General features: G+C 70.4%; 14 protein-coding genes. 12 read left to right on the plus strand and 2 right to left on the minus strand.

Annotation, left to right across the window (positions count from 1 at the left end; translation table 11 throughout):
* Window positions 1-132 precede the first annotated feature (132 nt).
* Window positions 133-4,023 carry a tetratricopeptide repeat protein gene (locus WG209_RS20015; RefSeq protein WP_337176860.1) on the minus strand — a complete coding sequence of 1,297 codons (3,891 nt, stop codon included), beginning with the start codon at window positions 4,021-4,023 and terminating at the stop codon, window positions 133-135.
* On the minus strand, window positions 4,023-4,628 hold the full coding sequence (locus WG209_RS20020) for a sigma-70 family RNA polymerase sigma factor (RefSeq protein ID WP_337176861.1): 606 nt from the start codon (window positions 4,626-4,628) through the stop codon (window positions 4,023-4,025). Before WG209_RS20020 ends, WG209_RS20015 begins: the two co-directional genes overlap by 1 nt.
* A 777-nt stretch (window positions 4,629-5,405) precedes the next feature.
* On the opposite strand from WG209_RS20020, the gene WG209_RS20025 reads away from it, so the two are divergent.
* The 12 genes from WG209_RS20025 (at window position 5,406) to WG209_RS20080 (ending at window position 16,519) form a co-directional block, all read left to right on the plus strand.
* Window positions 5,406-6,755 (plus strand): AGE family epimerase/isomerase, encoded by a 1,350-nt coding sequence (locus tag WG209_RS20025; RefSeq protein ID WP_337176862.1) that lies wholly within the window; start codon window positions 5,406-5,408, stop codon window positions 6,753-6,755.
* The gene (pdxH, locus tag WG209_RS20030) at window positions 6,752-7,387 is read left to right on the plus strand and encodes a pyridoxamine 5'-phosphate oxidase (protein WP_337176863.1); all 636 of its coding nucleotides are present in this window, start codon (window positions 6,752-6,754) and stop codon (window positions 7,385-7,387) included. The genes WG209_RS20025 and pdxH overlap by 4 nt, the downstream gene beginning before the upstream one ends.
* A gap of 91 nt (window positions 7,388-7,478) precedes the next feature.
* Entirely contained in the window at window positions 7,479-7,853 is a 375-nt protein-coding gene (locus tag WG209_RS20035) for a hypothetical protein (RefSeq protein ID WP_337176864.1), read from the plus strand.
* Window positions 7,850-8,296 (plus strand): PIN domain-containing protein, encoded by a 447-nt coding sequence (locus WG209_RS20040; protein WP_337176865.1) that lies wholly within the window; start codon window positions 7,850-7,852, stop codon window positions 8,294-8,296. The genes WG209_RS20035 and WG209_RS20040 overlap by 4 nt, the downstream gene beginning before the upstream one ends.
* A 136-nt stretch (window positions 8,297-8,432) precedes the next feature.
* Window positions 8,433-10,634 carry a threonine--tRNA ligase gene (thrS, locus tag WG209_RS20045; RefSeq protein WP_337176866.1) on the plus strand — a complete coding sequence of 734 codons (2,202 nt, stop codon included), beginning with the start codon at window positions 8,433-8,435 and terminating at the stop codon, window positions 10,632-10,634.
* The gene (locus tag WG209_RS20050) at window positions 10,624-11,607 is read left to right on the plus strand and encodes a threonine/serine dehydratase (protein ID WP_337176867.1); all 984 of its coding nucleotides are present in this window, start codon (window positions 10,624-10,626) and stop codon (window positions 11,605-11,607) included. The genes thrS and WG209_RS20050 overlap by 11 nt, the downstream gene beginning before the upstream one ends.
* Window positions 11,608-11,667: 60 nt before the next feature.
* Window positions 11,668-11,919 (plus strand): UPF0175 family protein, encoded by a 252-nt coding sequence (locus tag WG209_RS20055; protein ID WP_337176868.1) that lies wholly within the window; start codon window positions 11,668-11,670, stop codon window positions 11,917-11,919.
* Entirely contained in the window at window positions 11,919-12,449 is a 531-nt protein-coding gene (locus WG209_RS20060; protein ID WP_337176869.1) for a hypothetical protein, read from the plus strand. Before WG209_RS20055 ends, WG209_RS20060 begins: the two co-directional genes overlap by 1 nt.
* Window positions 12,450-12,535: 86 nt before the next feature.
* On the plus strand, window positions 12,536-13,834 hold the full coding sequence (gene dcuC / locus WG209_RS20065) for a C4-dicarboxylate transporter DcuC (RefSeq protein ID WP_337176870.1): 1,299 nt from the start codon (window positions 12,536-12,538) through the stop codon (window positions 13,832-13,834).
* 99 nt (window positions 13,835-13,933) lie between these two features.
* A complete protein-coding gene (locus WG209_RS20070; RefSeq protein ID WP_337176871.1) occupies window positions 13,934-14,557 on the plus strand; it encodes a hypothetical protein in 624 nt (207 codons plus the stop codon).
* Between the two features lie 126 nt (window positions 14,558-14,683).
* Entirely contained in the window at window positions 14,684-15,181 is a 498-nt protein-coding gene (locus tag WG209_RS20075; RefSeq protein WP_337176872.1) for a YajQ family cyclic di-GMP-binding protein, read from the plus strand.
* A gap of 159 nt (window positions 15,182-15,340) precedes the next feature.
* Complete coding sequence (locus WG209_RS20080) at window positions 15,341-16,519, plus strand: hypothetical protein (RefSeq protein WP_337176873.1); 1,179 nt, start codon at window positions 15,341-15,343, stop codon at window positions 16,517-16,519.
* Window positions 16,520-17,429 lie beyond the last annotated feature (910 nt).

A 17,429-nucleotide genomic window follows, 5' to 3' on the forward strand; every position in this document is an offset into this window, starting at 1 on the left:
GGTCCTCGGCATCCCGTCCCGGCGGCCCCCCTGAAATCCGACGACCCTCACCCGCCGCTGGCGCGGCCGCCCTCTCCCGGGGGGAGAGGGGACAAGATATCCGCGCCTACCGCGATATGATCGACCGCCTCCTCACCCCGCCCGGATGATGGGGGCGAGGGCCGCCGCCCAGGGCTGGGCGCGGTCCCAGGCGCGGACGGCGGCGCGGCGGGCGAACGCGAGCCAACGGGGGAGGCGGTCGGGGCGCTCGGGGAGGCAGCGGGCGTAGGCGAGGACGACGCCGATCTCGGCGCCGGCGTCGTCGCGCGCCCACGACGCGGCCTGCTCCAGGTCCACCAGCGCGGGGTCGTGCAGCGGCTCGGGCAGGTCAAGCCAGCACAGGGCGCGGCCGAGGTAGGCTCGCGCGGATTCGGGGTCGCGGCGAATGGCCCGCGACCACTCGCGGAGGGACTCCTCGGGCCGTCCCAGCGACCGCAGGGCCGAGGCCCTGGCCGCGTGCGCGGAGGCCGAATCGGAGCGGGCCGTCGCCAGGTCGAGGTCGGACATGCCCGACGCCACGTCGCCGGCCTCGATCCGCAGCGTGCCGCGAAGCTCCAACAGCTCCGGGTCGTCCGGGTCGCGAGCCAGCCCTCGCTCGACCAGGAGCAGCGCCTCGTCCGGGTCGGACGCCCGGCGGGCGATCCGCGAGGCCACCAGGTGCGCGCCGGCGGAGCTTCCCTTGGAGTCCTCCAGGGCGTCGCGGACGATGGACCTCGCCTCGGCGTGCCTCCCCAGCGCGGAGAGGATCGCGGCGCGCGTCAGCCGGGCGCGGTAGGCCGCCTCGGGCCCCTCGGGGGCCGTTTCGGCGATCCGCCGCTCGCATGCGACCAGGTCGGCCCGCAGCCGCGCGCCCCCCAGCGGGAAGTGGTCCACCGAATCCGGGTCGTCGAGCTGGAGGTCCTCCACGCGGCCCGCGGCGATCAGGGCGCGGGCGACCAGCCTGTCGCGGGCCGGCGCCGGCTCGAGCCGCCGCGCGGCCAGGGCGTCGACGACCGCCTCGTCGTCGCGGCCCAGCAGCATGCGCACCACGGCGCGGGTCGCCAGCAGGTCGCTCCGCGCGCCGTCGCGCCGCTCTCGCCCCAGCAGGAGGTCCAGGGCCGCCGACGCCGACTCGGCGCGGCCCAGGCGCAGGTCCAGGAGCGCCCGGCTGAGCCGCGCGGCCGAGTCGTCCGGGTCAGTCGCCAGCAGGTCGTCGAACCCTCGCAGGGCCGCCGCCACGTCGCCCGACTCGGCGGCGATGTTCGCCAGGTTCAGCCGGGCGGCGCGGCCGAACGGCCCGTCGGGCGCGGCGTCCAGGACCTCGGCGTAGCGGGCGCGGGCGCGGCGGAAATCCCCGAGCGCCTGGTGGACGTAGCCCAATTCCAGCCGGATCGGGACCGACTCGGGCCGGCCTTCCAGCATGGCGAGCGCCCGCTCCATGTCCTCGCTGGCCTTGTCCCATTCGCCCGTCTTGTGGAACAGGCGGGCCCGGCTGAACAGCACCCAGGGGGAGTCCGGCTTCACGGCGACGGCCACGTTGTACTGGCCGAGCGCCTCGTCGACCATCCCGGCGGCGTCCTCCAGATAGCCCAGGTAGTACTGATACCAGTAGTTGGACCACTCGATCCACACGGCGCGGCGGAGCCAGCGGACGGCGCGCTCGGGCCGGCGCGCCGCCGAGTGGAGCAGGCCCCACTGGAAGCACGCCAGCGCCGACGACTCCTCGCGGGGGTCGGGCTCGGCGGGCCTGGCGGCGCGGGCGCCGGGGGTCGTCTTGTCCAGGAGCCGGGCGCGCAGCTCGCGCCAGGGGCCGCCGGGACCGGCGAACTTGAGGGCCTTGTCGCAGACGTCGACCGCCGCGGCGACCTGCTCGGCGGCCCCCGGCTTCATCGGGTCGATGGCCCGCTCGACGCCCACGATCCAGAGGAACAGCAGCTCGTCCACCTCGGCCTGGAGCCGCGCGCGCTCGGCGGCGTCGAGCATGCTCAGGTTGTGTTCCAGCTTCGTCCAGTCCTGCGGCCCCAGGACGTAGAACGGCTTGAGCAGGACGACGAGCGTCTCGACGGCGGCGGCGCGGCCCTCGACGACGCCGATGAACCGCATCCGCAGGCCCTCGGACTCGCGATGGATCCGGTCGGCGTGCTCCCGCATGTCGGCCGACCGCCGGGCGAGCCGGACCTTGGCCTTGGCGGTCTCTTCCTGGCGCTCCAGCTCGGAATGGGCGTCGGGCTCGGCCAGGCCGACGCGCACCCGCTCGGCCAGGTCGCGCAGGTTCCGCCAATCGAAGATCCGGCCGACGAGGCCCCGGGGCGAGCTCTCGGCGAACTTCACCGCCGCCTCGAACTGGACGAGCGCCTTGTCGAACTCGCGCTTGCTCATCAGGTCGTCGCCGCGCTGGAGGCGCTTCTCGGCCTCGGCGCGGCGGCCGGATCGCTCGATGTTCAGGTTGATCGCGGCGGCGCCCGCGGCGGCGCACGAGATCATGACCAGGGCCGCGGTGGCGAACCGGATCCGGTTGCGGCGGGCGCGGCGGGCGACGCGGCTCCACAGCGGCTCGCGGGCGAAGGCCAGCGGCAGGTCGTCGGCCACGGCCTGGAGGTCCTCGGCCAGTTCGTCGGCCGAGCGATAGCGATCGGCCGGGTCGGGGGCGAGGCAGCGCAGGAGCACGGCGCGGAGCGGGGCGGGGAGGTCGGCCTCGGGGGGGAACAGGGCGCGCGGGTCGCCGCGGCGGGCGTCGGCCGCGTCGAGCAGCGACTCGACGACCGACGCCCCCTTCGAAGGCGGCTCGAACGGCTTGGCGCCCAGCAGCGCCTCGTACAGGAGCACGCCCATCGAGAAGACGTCGGAGCGGGCGTCGACGCGGTCGCCGCTGGCGTCGGCCAGCGCCTCCAGGTGCTCCGGGGCCATGTAGTCGACCGTGCCGCCCAAGTTCCCGCCGCCGCCGGGCTCGCCGGGGGCGATCTCCTCGTGGGCGAGGTTGAAGTCCAGGAGCATCGGAGTGCCGTCGGCGGCGATCAGGACGTTCGACGGCTTCACGTCGCGGTGCAGCACCCCGCGCTCGTGGGCGTGGGCGAGGGCCTCGGCCAGCCGGGCGCCCCACCAGGCCAGGGCGCGGGCGAACGGCCGGGCGGCCAGCTCCCGCCGGTTGGGCGAAGGCCCCGACTCCGCGCCGGCGGCCGGGTCCAGCCGATCGAGCGCCGCGACGAGGTCGAGCCCCGTCGGCGCGTCGGCTCCGTCGCGGGCCAGCTCGGACAGCAGCCGGCCGAGCGTGACGCGGCCGAAGTAGGGCATGCAGAGGATGTGCATCCCGGTGGCCGGCTCGACGCTGTGCGAGTGGACCGGGACGATGTGGGTGTGCTGCAGCCGCGCCAGCGTCTGGGGCTCGCGCGAGCCCCGAAGGCTCACCTTCAGGGCCACGGCGCGGTCGGCGAGCTGGGTCTCGCGGGCGAGGAAGACCCGCGCGAACGAGCCCCGCCCCAGCTCCTCGACGAGCCGGAACCCGGCCAGCGCGTCCCCCGCCTCGGGGAACCTGGGCCGGTCGTCGCGCTCGAGCGAGGTGGAATCGCCGCCGAGTTCGGACGTGGAGGCGTTCCCGACCAGGTTGTGGATGTCCAGCACGCGCTTCAGCGGCTCGGCGAAGCGGGGATAGCGCCCCAGGAAGGCGTCGGCGGCGGGGGGCTCGCCGGCCTCCTCCAGCAGGCAGAATTCCTCGTAGATGAGGGCGACGACGGTGTCCTCGCCCAGCTCCGGGAAGCGCCGGGCGTAGTCGTCGGCCGTGGTCCGCTCGCCGGCCTCCCAGCGCAGGGACATGTCGGCGCGCAGCAGGGCGAGCCGGGCGCCGGGGAACCCGCCGGGCTCCGGCCAGCCGGCGAGGAACGAGCGCGGGTCGGGCCGGGAGCCCGTCCCGTCCGCCTCGCGCCAGGCCCGCTCGTATCGCCGCGTGAGTCGCGCCGCGGAGGGGGTCGAGGCGTCCTCCCAGGTGCGACCCCAGACGCCCGCGCTCATCAGGCCGGCTCCCACTCCGTCTCCACGCGCCGCCTCAGATCCTCCAGCACCCGCTGGACGGTCCGCTCGCTGACGCCCAGGCGTTCGCCGATGTCCTTGCTCGACAGGCCCTGCGCCTTGAGTTCCAACATCGTCCGTCGCTCGCGGGGCAGCAGCGCGTGCAGGCGGTCGTACGCCTCGTGGGCCTGGGCCACCTCGCTGGGGGAGTCGATCGGGGCGGCGACCTCGCGAGGGCGGTCGCCGTCGCCCCACAGGGGCTCCTCGCGATGCATGTCGTTCTTGAGGCTGGCGGCGCGACGGTACTCGTCGATCACCTTGTTCTTCGCGGCCCGCGCCAGGAAGGCGACAAGGTGCCGCGAATCCTCGAACTCGGCCGGGGCGTCGCGCATCCGTCGGAAGAAGCTCCCCCAGACGCTCTGGAGGAAGTCGAGCGAGTCGAACCGCGACCGCAGCAGCCGGGGGAGCTGCCGACGCACCACCAGGCGGACCTCGGACTCATACCTCTGGAGCAGCTCGCGGGCCGCGGCCTGGTCTCCGTGCTGGATGCGCGTCAGGAAGTCGGCCAACTGGCCGTCCCCCGGGACCGACGGGTCGCCGACCGACATGGTTCGCTCGCCTCCTGATGCCGCCGGGCCGTCGCCCGGCATCCGTCCCGAATGCTCCTCGCCGCGTCGACGACGGCGCGGGACCCACTCAGGCTAACCGCCCCCCCTCGCCGTTGACAAGCCGGCGGGCGTCGCCGGAGAAAATTCCGAGAAACCTGAAACCCCGCCGACCCCGCCGCTGATCATGGTTAGGAGTTCGATGACGGCGTTCCTTGACATCCCGGAAGCAGACGAGCACGACGGGCGATCGCGCGAGGAAGCCCCAGGCGGTCTCCGACGACAAGCCTCCATGCCCCCCACCCGGCCCGCTTTCGTCCCCTCTCCCGCAGGGAGAGGGCGGCCGCGCCAGCGGCGGGCGAGGGTCATGACGCTTCGGAGATCGCGTCGGTTCACGGTCAACGTGGCCGGTGCCATCCCCGAAATCCGACGACCCTCACCCGGCCCTTCGGGCCACCCTCTCCCGCGGGGCGAGGGGACGAGCGTTGCACGTTCGTTAAACTTGATTCGCCAGCCGCGCGGACCGTGGACCGCGCGATTCCCGAGAATCCGACGGCCCTCGCCGCGGGCCCGGTCCACGAGGCGTCGAGCGAAAAACCACCTTCGAAAACGACGAACGAAGCCAACTTCGCTTGGACATAAATTTTTGACAGATAATATGGTTACATCAAAACCAAGTCCCGTCCTGGCGCGCGAACAAAGCCATTGCCCGCCCTCGCGACCCCGGCGATAATCGCGAGGAGGGCCGCCATTCTCGCGAGGCGGCCGGGGAGGATGTCGATGGGGATTGCGACGCCGCGGGCATGCTTGGCGATCGTGGCGGCGCTGGGATCGTTCGCGATCCCGGCTCGCGCCGAGGGGCCCGCGACCGCGCCAACGGCCGAGCGCCTCCGGTCGCTGCTGGCCGACGAGATGGGCCGCTGGTATCCGGCGGCCGTCGACGATCGCGGCGGGTTTCATCAGGACATCGCCCGAGATTGGTCGATCGGGCCGGATCGCGAGCGGTCGCTGGTCTACCAGTCGCGCATGACCTGGACCGCCGCCGCCTACGCCGAGTTCGACCCGTCGCGCCGGGACGAGTCCCTGAGGTACGCCCGCCACGGCCTGGCGTACCTCGACGAGACGATGCGCGACGCGGAGCAGGGGGGCTTCCACTGGATCCTCGGCCCCGACGGCAAGCTCGACCCGAAGCTCGGCGACGAGAAGCACGTCTACGGCACGGCGTTCGTCATCTACGCCGCGGCGAAGGTCCGGGCGGTCGCCGGCGACGACCGGGCGCTCAAGGTCGCGCGCGACGCCTTCGACTGGCTCGAGGCCCACGCCCACGACGCCGAGCACGGCGGATGGTTCGAAGGCATCCGCCGCGACGGCACGGCCATCAAGACGTATGATCCCGCGGCCCCCGTCGCGGCGCGTCAGGATCGTCTGGGCGTGTATTACGGCTTCAAGACGATGAACAGCCACATCCACATCCTGGAGGCCCTCGCGGAGTTGGCGAAGGTCGACGACCGGCCGATCGTCCGCGAGCGGCTGGAGGAGGCGTTGCGACTGGTCCGCGACCGGATCGCCGTGGAGCCCGGCGCGCTCAACCTCTACCTCACCCGAGACTGGCGGGCGATCCCCGCGCACGACTCGTTCGGCCACGACGTCGAGACGGCCTACCTGCTGGTCGAGGCCGCCGAGACGCTCCACATGCCCGACGACGCCAGGACGTGGGAGGTCGCCCGGAGCCTGATGGACCACGCCCTGGACTGGGGATGGGACGAGCGCCACGGCGGCTTCAACGACAAGGGGGACGCCTTCGCCGCCGGCTCCCACGACTTCACCAAGGTCTGGTGGACCCAGGCCGAGGGCCTGAACGCCCTCGCCGTGATGGACCATCGCTTCGGCCGCGAGACCGACCGCTACGCCCGCGCCCTGGCCGAGCAGTGGCGGTTCATCGAGCGCCACATGCTCGACCCCGAGCACGGCGGATGGTTCGCCGAGGCCGAGCGGGACGGCCGCTTGCGGGGAGACGGCGCCAAGGCCAGCCAGTGGAAGGCGAACTACCACACCGCGCGGGCGATGATGAACGTCGCCCGCATCCTCTCGCCAACCCCCGAGAATCCGGGAAAGCAGCATAGCCGATGAGCCTCGCAGACATCCGCCGCGACTACGCCCGCCACGCCCTCGACGAGAAGGACGTCGACCCCGACCCGATCCGCCAGTTCGAGCGCTGGTTCGCCGACGCCCTGGCGGTCGACACGCTGGAGGCCAACGCCGCGACCCTCGCCACCGCCACGCCCGACGGCCGCCCCTCGGCGCGGATCGTCCTCTTGAAGGGCTGCGACCCGCGCGGGCTCACCTTCTACACGAACTACGAGAGCCGCAAGGGCCGCGACCTGGCCGCCAACCCCCGCGCCGCGATGCTGTTCTTCTGGAGGGAGCTGGAGCGGCAGGTGGCGATCGAAGGCCCCGTCGAAAAGGTGTCGGCCGAGGAGTCCGAGGCCTACTTCCAGATTCGCCCGGAGGCGTCGCGGATCGGCGCGTGGGCGTCGCGGCAATCGCAGGTGGTCCCCAACCGCGAGTTCCTGGAGCAGCGGTTCCTCGAGTTCGAGGCGAAGTTCGCCGGGTCCGCCGTCCCGCGCCCGGGCTACTGGGGCGGGTTCCGCATCCTTCCCGAGGCCGTCGAGTTCTGGCAGGGCCGCCCCAGCCGCCTGCACGACCGACTCCGCTATCGCAAGGAAGGGGTCGCCTGGGCGATCGAGCGGCTGTCGCCGTGACCGCTCGCGAACGCTCGCCGGCCGGAGGGGTCCTTATAATTAAGTTTGATAGTATCGACCCCGAGCCGCCCCCCTTCGACCGGAGCGATCCATGAGCACCGAGGTCGACCACCCCGTTCACGCGCCATCCCCCCAGTTCCTCGATGTCACCGGCCTCCCCGCCTCGGTTATCGAGGGCCTGCGGACGATCGTCGCCAGCCTCCGCGAACAGCACCCCGCCCCCCCGGCTTCGACCGAGCCCGCCAGGGCGACCGAGCAATGGATCTCCCGGCTCAACGCCTGGATCGCGAGTCAGGGAGTACGCGTGGGGAAAGTGCGTGATGACCGGGAAGCGATTTACGAGGTGCGCGGGGAGACCGACGGAGAATGGGTCGCGAGACTTAACGACTTCATCGCTACCCAGCCGGTTCGTAGCCTGACCATCGCCGATGACCGCGAGTCCATTTACGAGGGTTGCGGCGAGTGAGCCACCTGCTCGACACTAACATCCTCACCAGGCTCGTCGAGCCCGGCCATCCGATGCACGCGGCCACGTCGGGGGCGTTGGCTCGAATCGCGTCGGAGGGCCGGCGTCCTTTCCTCGTGCCCCAGAGCCTCTATGAATTCTGGGTCGTGGCGACTCGCCCGATCGCGGTCAATGGGCTCGGCCGGTCGCCGGCGCGGGTCCTGTCCGACATTCAGCGCTTCCAGACCCTTTTCATCCTCCTCGACGACTCTCCCGCGATCTACCCGGCATGGAAGGGCCTGGTCGCGACGGCGGGCATCGTCGGCAAGAAGGCGCACGACGCCCGGCTCGTCGCGGCGATGCTGGTCCACGGGGTCGACAGGCTCCTGACGTATAACGTCCAGGACTTCCGGCCGTTCGCCGGCATTCGGGCCGAGACGCCCGACGAGATCCTGGCGGGATGACGGTTCGGCGGGGCTTCGGGCCGGGGCCTTACCTCGTATCTCCCTTGACGTTGGCATCCGGCCGGGCGTCGGATACCCTGGGAGGCTTGACAGGGCGTGCGAGGGAAGGCGTCGGGGACGGAGAGAACGGCCGAAGATGCTCCAGATCAAGCTGCCGGACGGGTCGGTCAAGGATTATCCCGAGGGGACCAGCGCCCGCGAGGTCGCGGCGGGGATCGGCAAGAGGCTGGCGGACGCCGCCGTGGCCGCCGTCGTCGACGGGACGATCGTCGACCTCGACCTGCCGATCGACAACGGCGAGGCTCCCGTGGAGCTGCGGCTGCTGACCTCGCGCGACCGCGAGGCGCTCGACGTCCTCCGCCATAGCACGGCCCACATCATGGCCCGCGCGGTGATGAGGCTCTTCCCCGGCGTCCGGCTCGCCTTCGGCCCGACCACCGGCAACGGCTTCTACTACGACATGGAGGTCGACGGCCGCTCCATCTCCGAGGACGACTTCCCGGCGATCGAGGCCGAGATGGGCAAGATCACCAAGGAGGCCGAGCCCTTCGAGCGGTTCAGCCTCCCCGTCGACCAGGCTCGCGCGTTCGTGGGCGACCTGGGGCAGACCCTCAAGGTGGAGCACATCGACGAGGAGCTGGCGAAGTACGGCGTCCTCAGCTTCTACCGCCAGGGGGAGTTCGTCGACCTCTGCCGCGGCCCCCATATCCCCCACGCCGGCAAGGTCGGCGCGTTCAAGCTCCTCTCCATCGCCGGGTCGTACTGGAAGGGCCGCACCGACCGCCCCATGCTCCAGCGCCTCTACGGCACCGCCTTCTTCGACAAGAAGGAGCTGGACGCCTACATCGCGCAGGTCGAGGAGGCCCGCAAGCGCGACCACCGGCGGCTGGGCAAGGAGCTGGGGCTGTTCACCATCTCGCCGCTCGTCGGCCCCGGGCTGATCCTCTGGATGCCGAAGGGCGCCATCGTCCGCGGCCTGCTCGAGACCTTCCTCAAGGACGAGCTGGTCAAGCGCGGCTACCAGCCCGTCTACACGCCGCACATCGGCAAGGTCGACCTCTACAAGACCAGCGGCCACTATCCTTACTACAAGGACTCCCAGTTCCCGACCCTGAAGATGCCCGCCGACGCCTCCGCGAAGGAGCTGCTCGACGGCCTCGTCGCCGGGAACCTGGACGACGACGCCCAGCGCGTGCTGCTGGGCAAGGCCGGCATCCCGGAGCGGCTCCCCGACCCGTCGTCGGAGACGAAGTTCACCCGCCCGTACTTCGAGATGAGCGTCGCGGAGCGGATCGGCTACCTCGAACAGACCTGCGAGTTCGAGGAATACCTCCTCAAGCCGATGAACTGCCCGCACCACATCCAGATCTTCGCCGCCCAGCCGAGGAGCTATCGCGACCTCCCGCTGCGGCTCGCCGAGTTCGGGACGGTCTACCGTTATGAGCAGTCGGGCGAGCTGTCCGGGATGACCCGAGTACGCGGCTTCACCCAGGACGACGCCCACCTGTTCTGCACCCACGACCAGGTCCGCGGCGAGTTCCGCTCGACTATGGAGCTGACCCAGTTCGTCCTGAACTCGCTGGGCCTGACCGACTACAAACTCCGCCTCTCCAAGCACGACCCCGAGGACCCCAAGTACCAGGGCGCCGCCGGCGACACCTGGCGCCGCGCCGAGGACGACATCCGCTCCGTGCTCGACGAGATGAAGCTCCCCTACGAGGAGGCGGCCGGCGAGGCGGCCTTCTACGGGCCCAAGGCCGACTTCATCGTCCGCGACTGCATCGGCCGGCAGTGGCAGCTCGGCACGGTGCAGCTCGACTACGTCCTGCCCGAGCGGTTCGGCCTGGAGTACGTCGGCGCCGACAACCAGCCGCACACGCCGGTCATGATCCACCGCGCCCCGTTCGGCAGCATGGAGCGGTTCATGGGGATCCTGATCGAGCACTTCGCCGGGGCCTTCCCGCTCTGGCTGGCGCCCGAACAGGTCCGCGTCCTCCCCATCTCCGACAAGGCGGCCGACTACGCCGAGACGGTCCTGAAACGGCTGACCGAGGCCGGCGTCCGCGCGACGATGGACCACCGCCCCGAGAAGATCGGCGCCAAGATCCGCGACGCCCAGCTCCAGAAGGTGCCGGTGATGTTCGTCGTCGGTGCCAAGGAGGCCGAGGCCGGCTCCGTCGCCTACCGCGACCGCCAGGCCGGCGACCTAGGCGTCATGAGCCTGGACGACGCCGTCGCCCGCGTCCGCCGGGAAGACGCCGACCGCGTCTTCCACCAGGCCGCCCCACTGACCCCGCCGGCGACCGGCGACGACTCCGGCGAGCGCCATGAGTATTGATCCGATCGACATCCCTATCGGCGAGCCCCAGGTGCGCGAGGCCGCGAAGCGCCTCGCCCCCTGGGCCCACGTCACCCCAGTCATCACCTCGCGGACGCTCGACTCCCGAGCGGGCTGCGCCGTCCACCTGAAGTGCGAGAACCTCCAGCGCGTCGGCGCGTTCAAGTTCCGGGGCGCGATGAACGCGCTCTTGCAACTGGACGACGAGGCGAAGGGCAGGGGGGTCGTGACCCACTCGTCCGGCAACCACGGCCAGGCGCTGGCGTTGGCCGGGTCGCTGCTGGGAATCCCGGTGACGGTGGTGGTCCCTCGGACCGCCCCGGCGATCAAGCAGGCGGCGATGACCGGCTACGGCGCGACGATCCGCCTGTGCGAGCCCACCCTCGCCGCGCGCGAGGCCGCCGTCGCCGAGGAGATCGCCGAGAAGGGCCTGACGCTGATCCACCCGTTCGACTACTGGGACGTGATCGCCGGCCAGGCCACCGCCGCGTGGGAGTTGCTCGACCAGGCCGGTCCGCTCGACGCCGTGGTCGTTCCGGTCGGCGGCGGCGGGCTGATCTCGGGGACGGCGATCGCCGTCAAGGCGCGGTCGCCCCAAACGCTGGTGATCGGCGTCGAGCCCGAGCGCGCCGACGACGCCAGGCGCTCGCTGATCTCCGGCAAGGTCGAACCCTCCGGCGACCCCCACACCATCGCCGACGGCCTGCGCACCAGCCTGGGCGAACGCCCCTTCGCCGTGATCTCCCGCCTCGTCGACCGCATCGAGACCGCCAGCGAGGCCGGCATCGTCGACGCCCTCCGCTTCCTGTGGGAACGCCTCAAAATCGTCGTCGAGCCCTCCAGCGCCGTCGTCGTCGCCCCGCTCCTGGAGCGCCGGCTCGATCTGGAAGGCCGTCGCGTCGGCGCGATCCTCTCCGGCGGCAACGTGGACCTCGGCCCGTTCTTCGACGCGATGGCGGCGAGGTGGCTGTAGAATCGAAGCGGGCTCTCATCTCGTAAGCCGGCCGAGCGATCACCCGCCGGGAGACACGCCATGACCGTCAGCTTCGAACTTCCCCGAACGATCACGGACCTGGCTGCGGGAACCGACCTGGCCGCCAAGGCCAAGGAAGCCCTCCTCGTCGAGTTGTATCGCGAGGCGAGGATCACTAGGCATCAACTGGCGACGGCGCTCGGCCTGGACGACTACGAGGCCGACGGCCTCCTGAAACGGTACGGCGTCGATGCCGATCTCTCGATGGAGGAGTTCGAGGAACAGCGAACTTTCTTTCGACGAGGGCGGTGATGCTCGTCGTCTGTGATGCCTCGCCGCTCCGGTACTTGATCCTCATCGGCCTCGGCGATTGCCTCCCGGTCCTCTTCCGGCGAATCCTGGTCCCCCCCGCCGTGCTGGCGGAGCTGACGCGGCCTCGTACACCCGCCGCCGTGCGCGATTGGCTCGTCGATCGCCCGACCTGGCTGGAAGAGTCCACGCCGGGCGCGCCGATCGAGGCCGATGGCCTAGGCCTCGGCGAGCGCGAGGCCATCGCGCTGGCCGTGGAGGCCAGGGCCGACGCGGTCCTCATGGACGATAGAGACGCCGTCAAGGAAGCCCGCGACCGCGGCTTGCGCGTCCTCGGCACGCTGGCCGTGCTTGACGAGGCGGCCTATCATGGGCTCATCGTCGACCTGGCCGACGCCCTCGATCGCCTGGCGCGGACGACCAACTTTCGCGTGGGTGCCACGGTCGAGGCCATCATGCGGGACATGCTGAGGCGGGACCGCGAGCGGCGAGCGACCACCGAGTCGGACCCGCCGGGGGCGATCGCGCCCTGACCCCGCCCCTTGCATCGACGACTCCCACGTCGCATGATCGATCGTCCGCAACCTCCCCCAGTCGCGCGATCGATCGAGCCCCGCCCATGACCCCTCTCGCCTGGTTGGCCGTCCTGGATCTCGTCGCGGTCGTCGCGCTGATCGCGATGCGGGTCGACGTGCGCCTGACGCTCCTGCTGGGGGCGACGGCGCTGTTCGCGGCCGACGGGGCGGCGGGGATGGTGGAGATGCTGGCGAAGCTCGTCGCGGAGATGTCCAACCCGGCGACGATCGTGCCGATCGGCTCGGCGATGGGGTTCGCCTTCGTCCTGCGAGTCACCGGCTGTGATCGCGAGATGGTCCGGCTGCTCACGCGGCCGTTGCGGCTCGCCCCCGCGCTGCTGGTGCCGGGGGGCGTCGCGGCGGGCTACCTGGTCAACACGACCATCGTGAGCCAGTCCGGGACCGCCGCCGTGCTCGGCCCCATCCTGATCCCGCTGCTCCGCGCGGGGGGGGTGGACGCCGCGACGGCGGGCGCGACGCTGCTGCTGGGGGCCTCGATGGGGGGGGAACTGTTCAACCCCGGCGCGGTCGAGATGCGCAAGCTCTCGGAGCTGACCGGGCTGCCGGGGCACGAGGTGGTCTCGCGTCAGGCCCCGCTTAACTTCACGGCCTGCGGCTCGGCGCTGCTCGTCTTCTGGCTCCTCGCCCGGCGACGGTCGCGGGCCGCCGAGCAAGCGCCGGTCCTCGGCCCCGTCCTAAGCGAGCCCCGCGTCAACCTGTTCAAGGCCGCCGTCCCCATCGCCCCGCTGGCCGTCCTGTTCGCCGACGGCGTGCTGGGCGCGGCGTCGCCGCTGGCGGAGTTCGTCGGGCCCTCGAAGATCCTGGCGGCGATGCTCATCGGCGTCATGCTGTCGTGGCTGGCGGTTCCGCGATCCGGCTCGAAGCTCGCCCCGGAATTCTTCGAGGGGGCGGGCTACGCCTACACGCACGTCATCTCGCTGATCGTCGCGGCGTCGACCTTCGCCGAGGGCATCCGCCGAAGCGGGCTGATCCGGGTCGTCGTGGAGGCGCTGGCCGAGCGACCCGCGCTGGCGCCGATGGCGTCGGCCGTCCTGCCGTGGGGCCTGGCGGTCATCGGCGGCAGCGGCATCGCGCCGGCGGTGGCGATCATGGAGTTCTTCGTCCCGGTCGCCGACGCCCTCGGGCTCGACCCGGTCCGCATCGGGACGCTGGCCTCGCTCGGCGCCCACTTCGGCCGGACCATGAGCCCCGCCGCCGCGGTCGTCGTCGTCTGCGCGCGACTTTCCGACGAATCCGGCCGCCGACTCGTCGCGATCGTCGCCCCCCCGCTGCTGGTCGGCATGGCGGTCATGATCGCGGCGACGGTGCTGGGAGCGGTGTGAACCGCGACGATTCGGACGAGAGGTTGGCGAATGCTCTTCGACTTCAAGATTGACAGGGACGCCTTCGGCCGGGTCAAGATCGTCGATGGGACGCGGATCGTGACGGTGTTCACCACGGTCAACCTGATGCCGCTCTACCCGCGGGAGTCCTTCTATGTGAAGCCCCAGGCTCCCCGGGCGTGGGCGTGCGAGCCCGTGCTGTTTCGGGACGACGGAAAAGTCCTTCAGGCGTTGCCTCTCACTTCAATCGATCGTGCGTCCGTGATCATGGCCTACATGCGCGGCCTGTTCGCGCTCCTGACACTCTCGGGCGTCTTGCTGCTCGTCCCCGCCATCCATTCACTGATGGGCGAACCGCTCGACGACTTGGGAAGGATCGCGACGAGGGTCATGTCCGCCTCGGCGCTCATCGGCATCGTCGGCGGGTGCTTGAGCTACGCCGTCCCCCTCCTCACCGAGCGCGAGCGTCGGATTCGGCGTTCCTGCGGCGAATGCCTCGGTCTGGCCGTCGACCCGGCGCGTCTCTGGGGAGATCAGGCCGAGAAGATCGTCGATATCCTCTCGGCCGGCCCCGAACCGCGAGACTCCACTCGTCACCGGCTCATCCGCGACCTGACCCGCACGCGAGCCCGTCTCGCCTACGCGGCCGAGGTCGCCGCCCTTGAGGCCCGGACCGACCGGCTGCTCGAAGAGTTGGAGTTCCTCGATCGCCTGGACGTCTAGCGGCCGCGTCGTTGCACGCCCCTCGGGGACGGATCGGCTTGTCCAGCGACGCGCCGGCTGGTATCGGTTAAGGGTTAACCCTCGCGCGAGAGGGACGCACGACCGACACCAGGGAGCCGGATCGCCGTGGCCGACAATCATTCGTTCGACGTGGTCAGCGAGATCAACCAGGTCGAGATGCACAACGCCGTCACGCAGGCCCAGCACGAGTGCGCCGTGCGGTACGACTTCAAGGGGACCAGGGCGGCCATCGAGTACAACAAGCAGGACGAGTCCCTGAAGATCACCGCCGACCACAACGCCCAGCTCGAGACGGTGATCCAGGTGCTCAAGGAGAAGATGGCCAAGCGCGGCGTGCCGGTGAACGCGCTGGTGCGCGGCAAGATCGAGGAGGCGACGCACGACTCCGTCCGCGAGACCGTGAAGATCCACTCCGGCATCGAGACCGACGACGCGCGGAAGATCGTCAAGGACATCAAGCAGATGAAGATCAAGGTGCAGGCCCAGATCATGGACGACAAGGTCCGCGTGACGGCCAAGAAGATCGACGACCTCCAGGCCGTGATCGCCCACCTCAAGGAGAACGGGCCGAAATATCCTCTCCAGTTCGTCAACTTCTCCTGACCGGACCGACCCCGCCGCGCCGTCAAGGTCGATGGCCGCGGCGGGCCCGACGGGGTGAAGCCTCCTCCTCCGGCGTCCGATCTCTAGGGAACCCGGCGGATACCGGGTCCGCGGTCGGGCGAGTTCCGCCCGGCCGGGCCATCGAGGAGGAGGACGAGGATGGGCTTCCTGAACGGACGAATGACCTTCACGCGCTTCCGCGTCGGCGGCCCGTCGCCGCTGCCGTTCTCGGAGGAGACGCTCGCCCTGCTCGAAAGCCACAAGATCGGCAAGCACAGCCCGGCCGATCCCGCAGACGGCGTCAGCACGGGGTGGGCCGGCGGCGGCCACGTCCTGGACGTAACCTTCGACTACGCCAAGAACTTCATCAACGACGCGCTTCACGCGGCCATCCGGATCGACGTCGACAAGGTCCCCGGCTCGCTCCTGCGGGCCTACACGCAGATCGAGATCGACGCCCGCGCCGCGCTGAACCCCAGCGGCACGGCGACGAGGGCCCAGAAGCAGGAGGCGAAGGAGGCCGCCAAGGCCCGCGCCGAGGCCGAGGCCGCCGACGGCCGCTTCCGTCGCCGCAACCACTACCCGATCCTCTGGGACGCCCGCGAGGAAGTCCTCTACGTCGGGTCGAACAGCTCCACCGTCGTCGAGCGCGCCACGGCGCTGTTCCGCGAGACGTTCGACCGCCCGCTGGAGCCGATCACGGCCGGCTCGCTGGCCGTCGGCGAGCACGAGTCCATCGCCGAGTCCGACCGCGTCGTCGCCAAGCTGGGCGAGGGCTCGCTCAACCTCTACGGCGGCGACAGCGGCGACCAGCTCTCCACCGTCGCCTGGGCCGAGAAGGCCCCGAACATGCTCGACCACCTCGGCAACGAGTTCCTGGTCTGGCTCTGGCACCAGCTCCAGAACGAGAGCGACACCATCCCGCTGGCCGACGGCTCCGACGTCGCCGTGATGGTCGCCAAGACGCTGACCCTGGACTGCCCCCGCGGCGAGACCGGCCGCGACAGCCTCACCGACGACTCCCCCACGCGCCTCCCCGAGGCCTTCCGGGCCCTCCAGTCGGGCAAGCTCCCGCGCAAGGCCGGGCTGATCCTCGTGCGCCACGGGGCGCAGTATGAGATGACCATCCAGGCCGAGAGCCTGGCCGTCTCCGGCGCGCAGCTCCCCAAGCCCGAGGAACGGCTGGAGCCCTACGAGGCCAAGTGCGCCCGCGTCGACGGCCTGCGCCACTTCGCCCAGACCCTCGACCTCCTCTTCGACGCCTACCGCTCGCGCAAGACGAGCCAGAACTGGGCCGAGGAAGTCGGCCGCATCAAGAAGTGGATCATCGCCGCCTGATTCGACCCGAATCGAATCGAGCCGCTCGACCGACCGTACACCACCGACCGCGACCCCCCGCCGGGCCCGACATCCTCCGGCCTCGCCCCTTGAAGGGGCGAGGCCGGGGGCCCGGCGGGACCTCCATTGGGACACGAGGTCTTACGTTCTCGCCCCATCCGTTCTAAACACAATTTAATCATGCTTGCCTGATCACATGCCAGGTTTATGGCCAGCCCACCCGACCTGTTCTCATTTTCCATTTGACACGCCGACTCAGCCCCTATAATTTTGGTTGCATCAAAGCGCGGATGAGGAATCTCATCCTTCGCAGTTGGCACCACCCGCTGGGGGGCAAGTCAAATCATGTCTATAAATCGACGTCGATTATTGAGTGGCGGGGTCGCCAGCGCAGCTATCGTGACAATTGGAGGAGGGAGTCTCTTCTTCAAGCGGAATCAAGCGCGGGCGGCGATGGCTGCCCGCTTACTAGACGAGGCACTACCATCCCTAGCGACCGACTCGCTTAGACAGATTCAATCTCTACCCGCACGCGGTCGCGAAGAAATAAAACGATACTTTCATGGCAAGTGCCTGAACGTCGAAGGGTTCGTCAGTCATATCTGCTCTGACAATTTCCGCGAGAGTCTAGGAAGATGCTCTGCTGACGAGGAGCGACACGACCTCCTTCTGGCGGCATTTTGCCGTCGTGTTGCACCCGAAGCAGAAATCCTCAACCGTGTAGACGTCATCGCAACCGAAATCGGCGGCGAAATCGATGTAGAATGGGGACAGTCCTCACTTAACTCCACCGGACGGGGGGCGTGAGGCGAGGGGAAGTGGTTGGGGGGTTGAAAGTTAGGGCCCGCGTCCCGGTGAATGGGGGTGTCAACGATCCTCGTCCACCGGAGACGCGAGCCATGAGCGCCGA

The sequence above is a fragment of the Paludisphaera sp. genome (assembly GCF_037189885.1).
In the GTDB taxonomy this organism is placed as follows: Bacteria; Planctomycetota; Planctomycetia; order Isosphaerales; family Isosphaeraceae; genus Paludisphaera.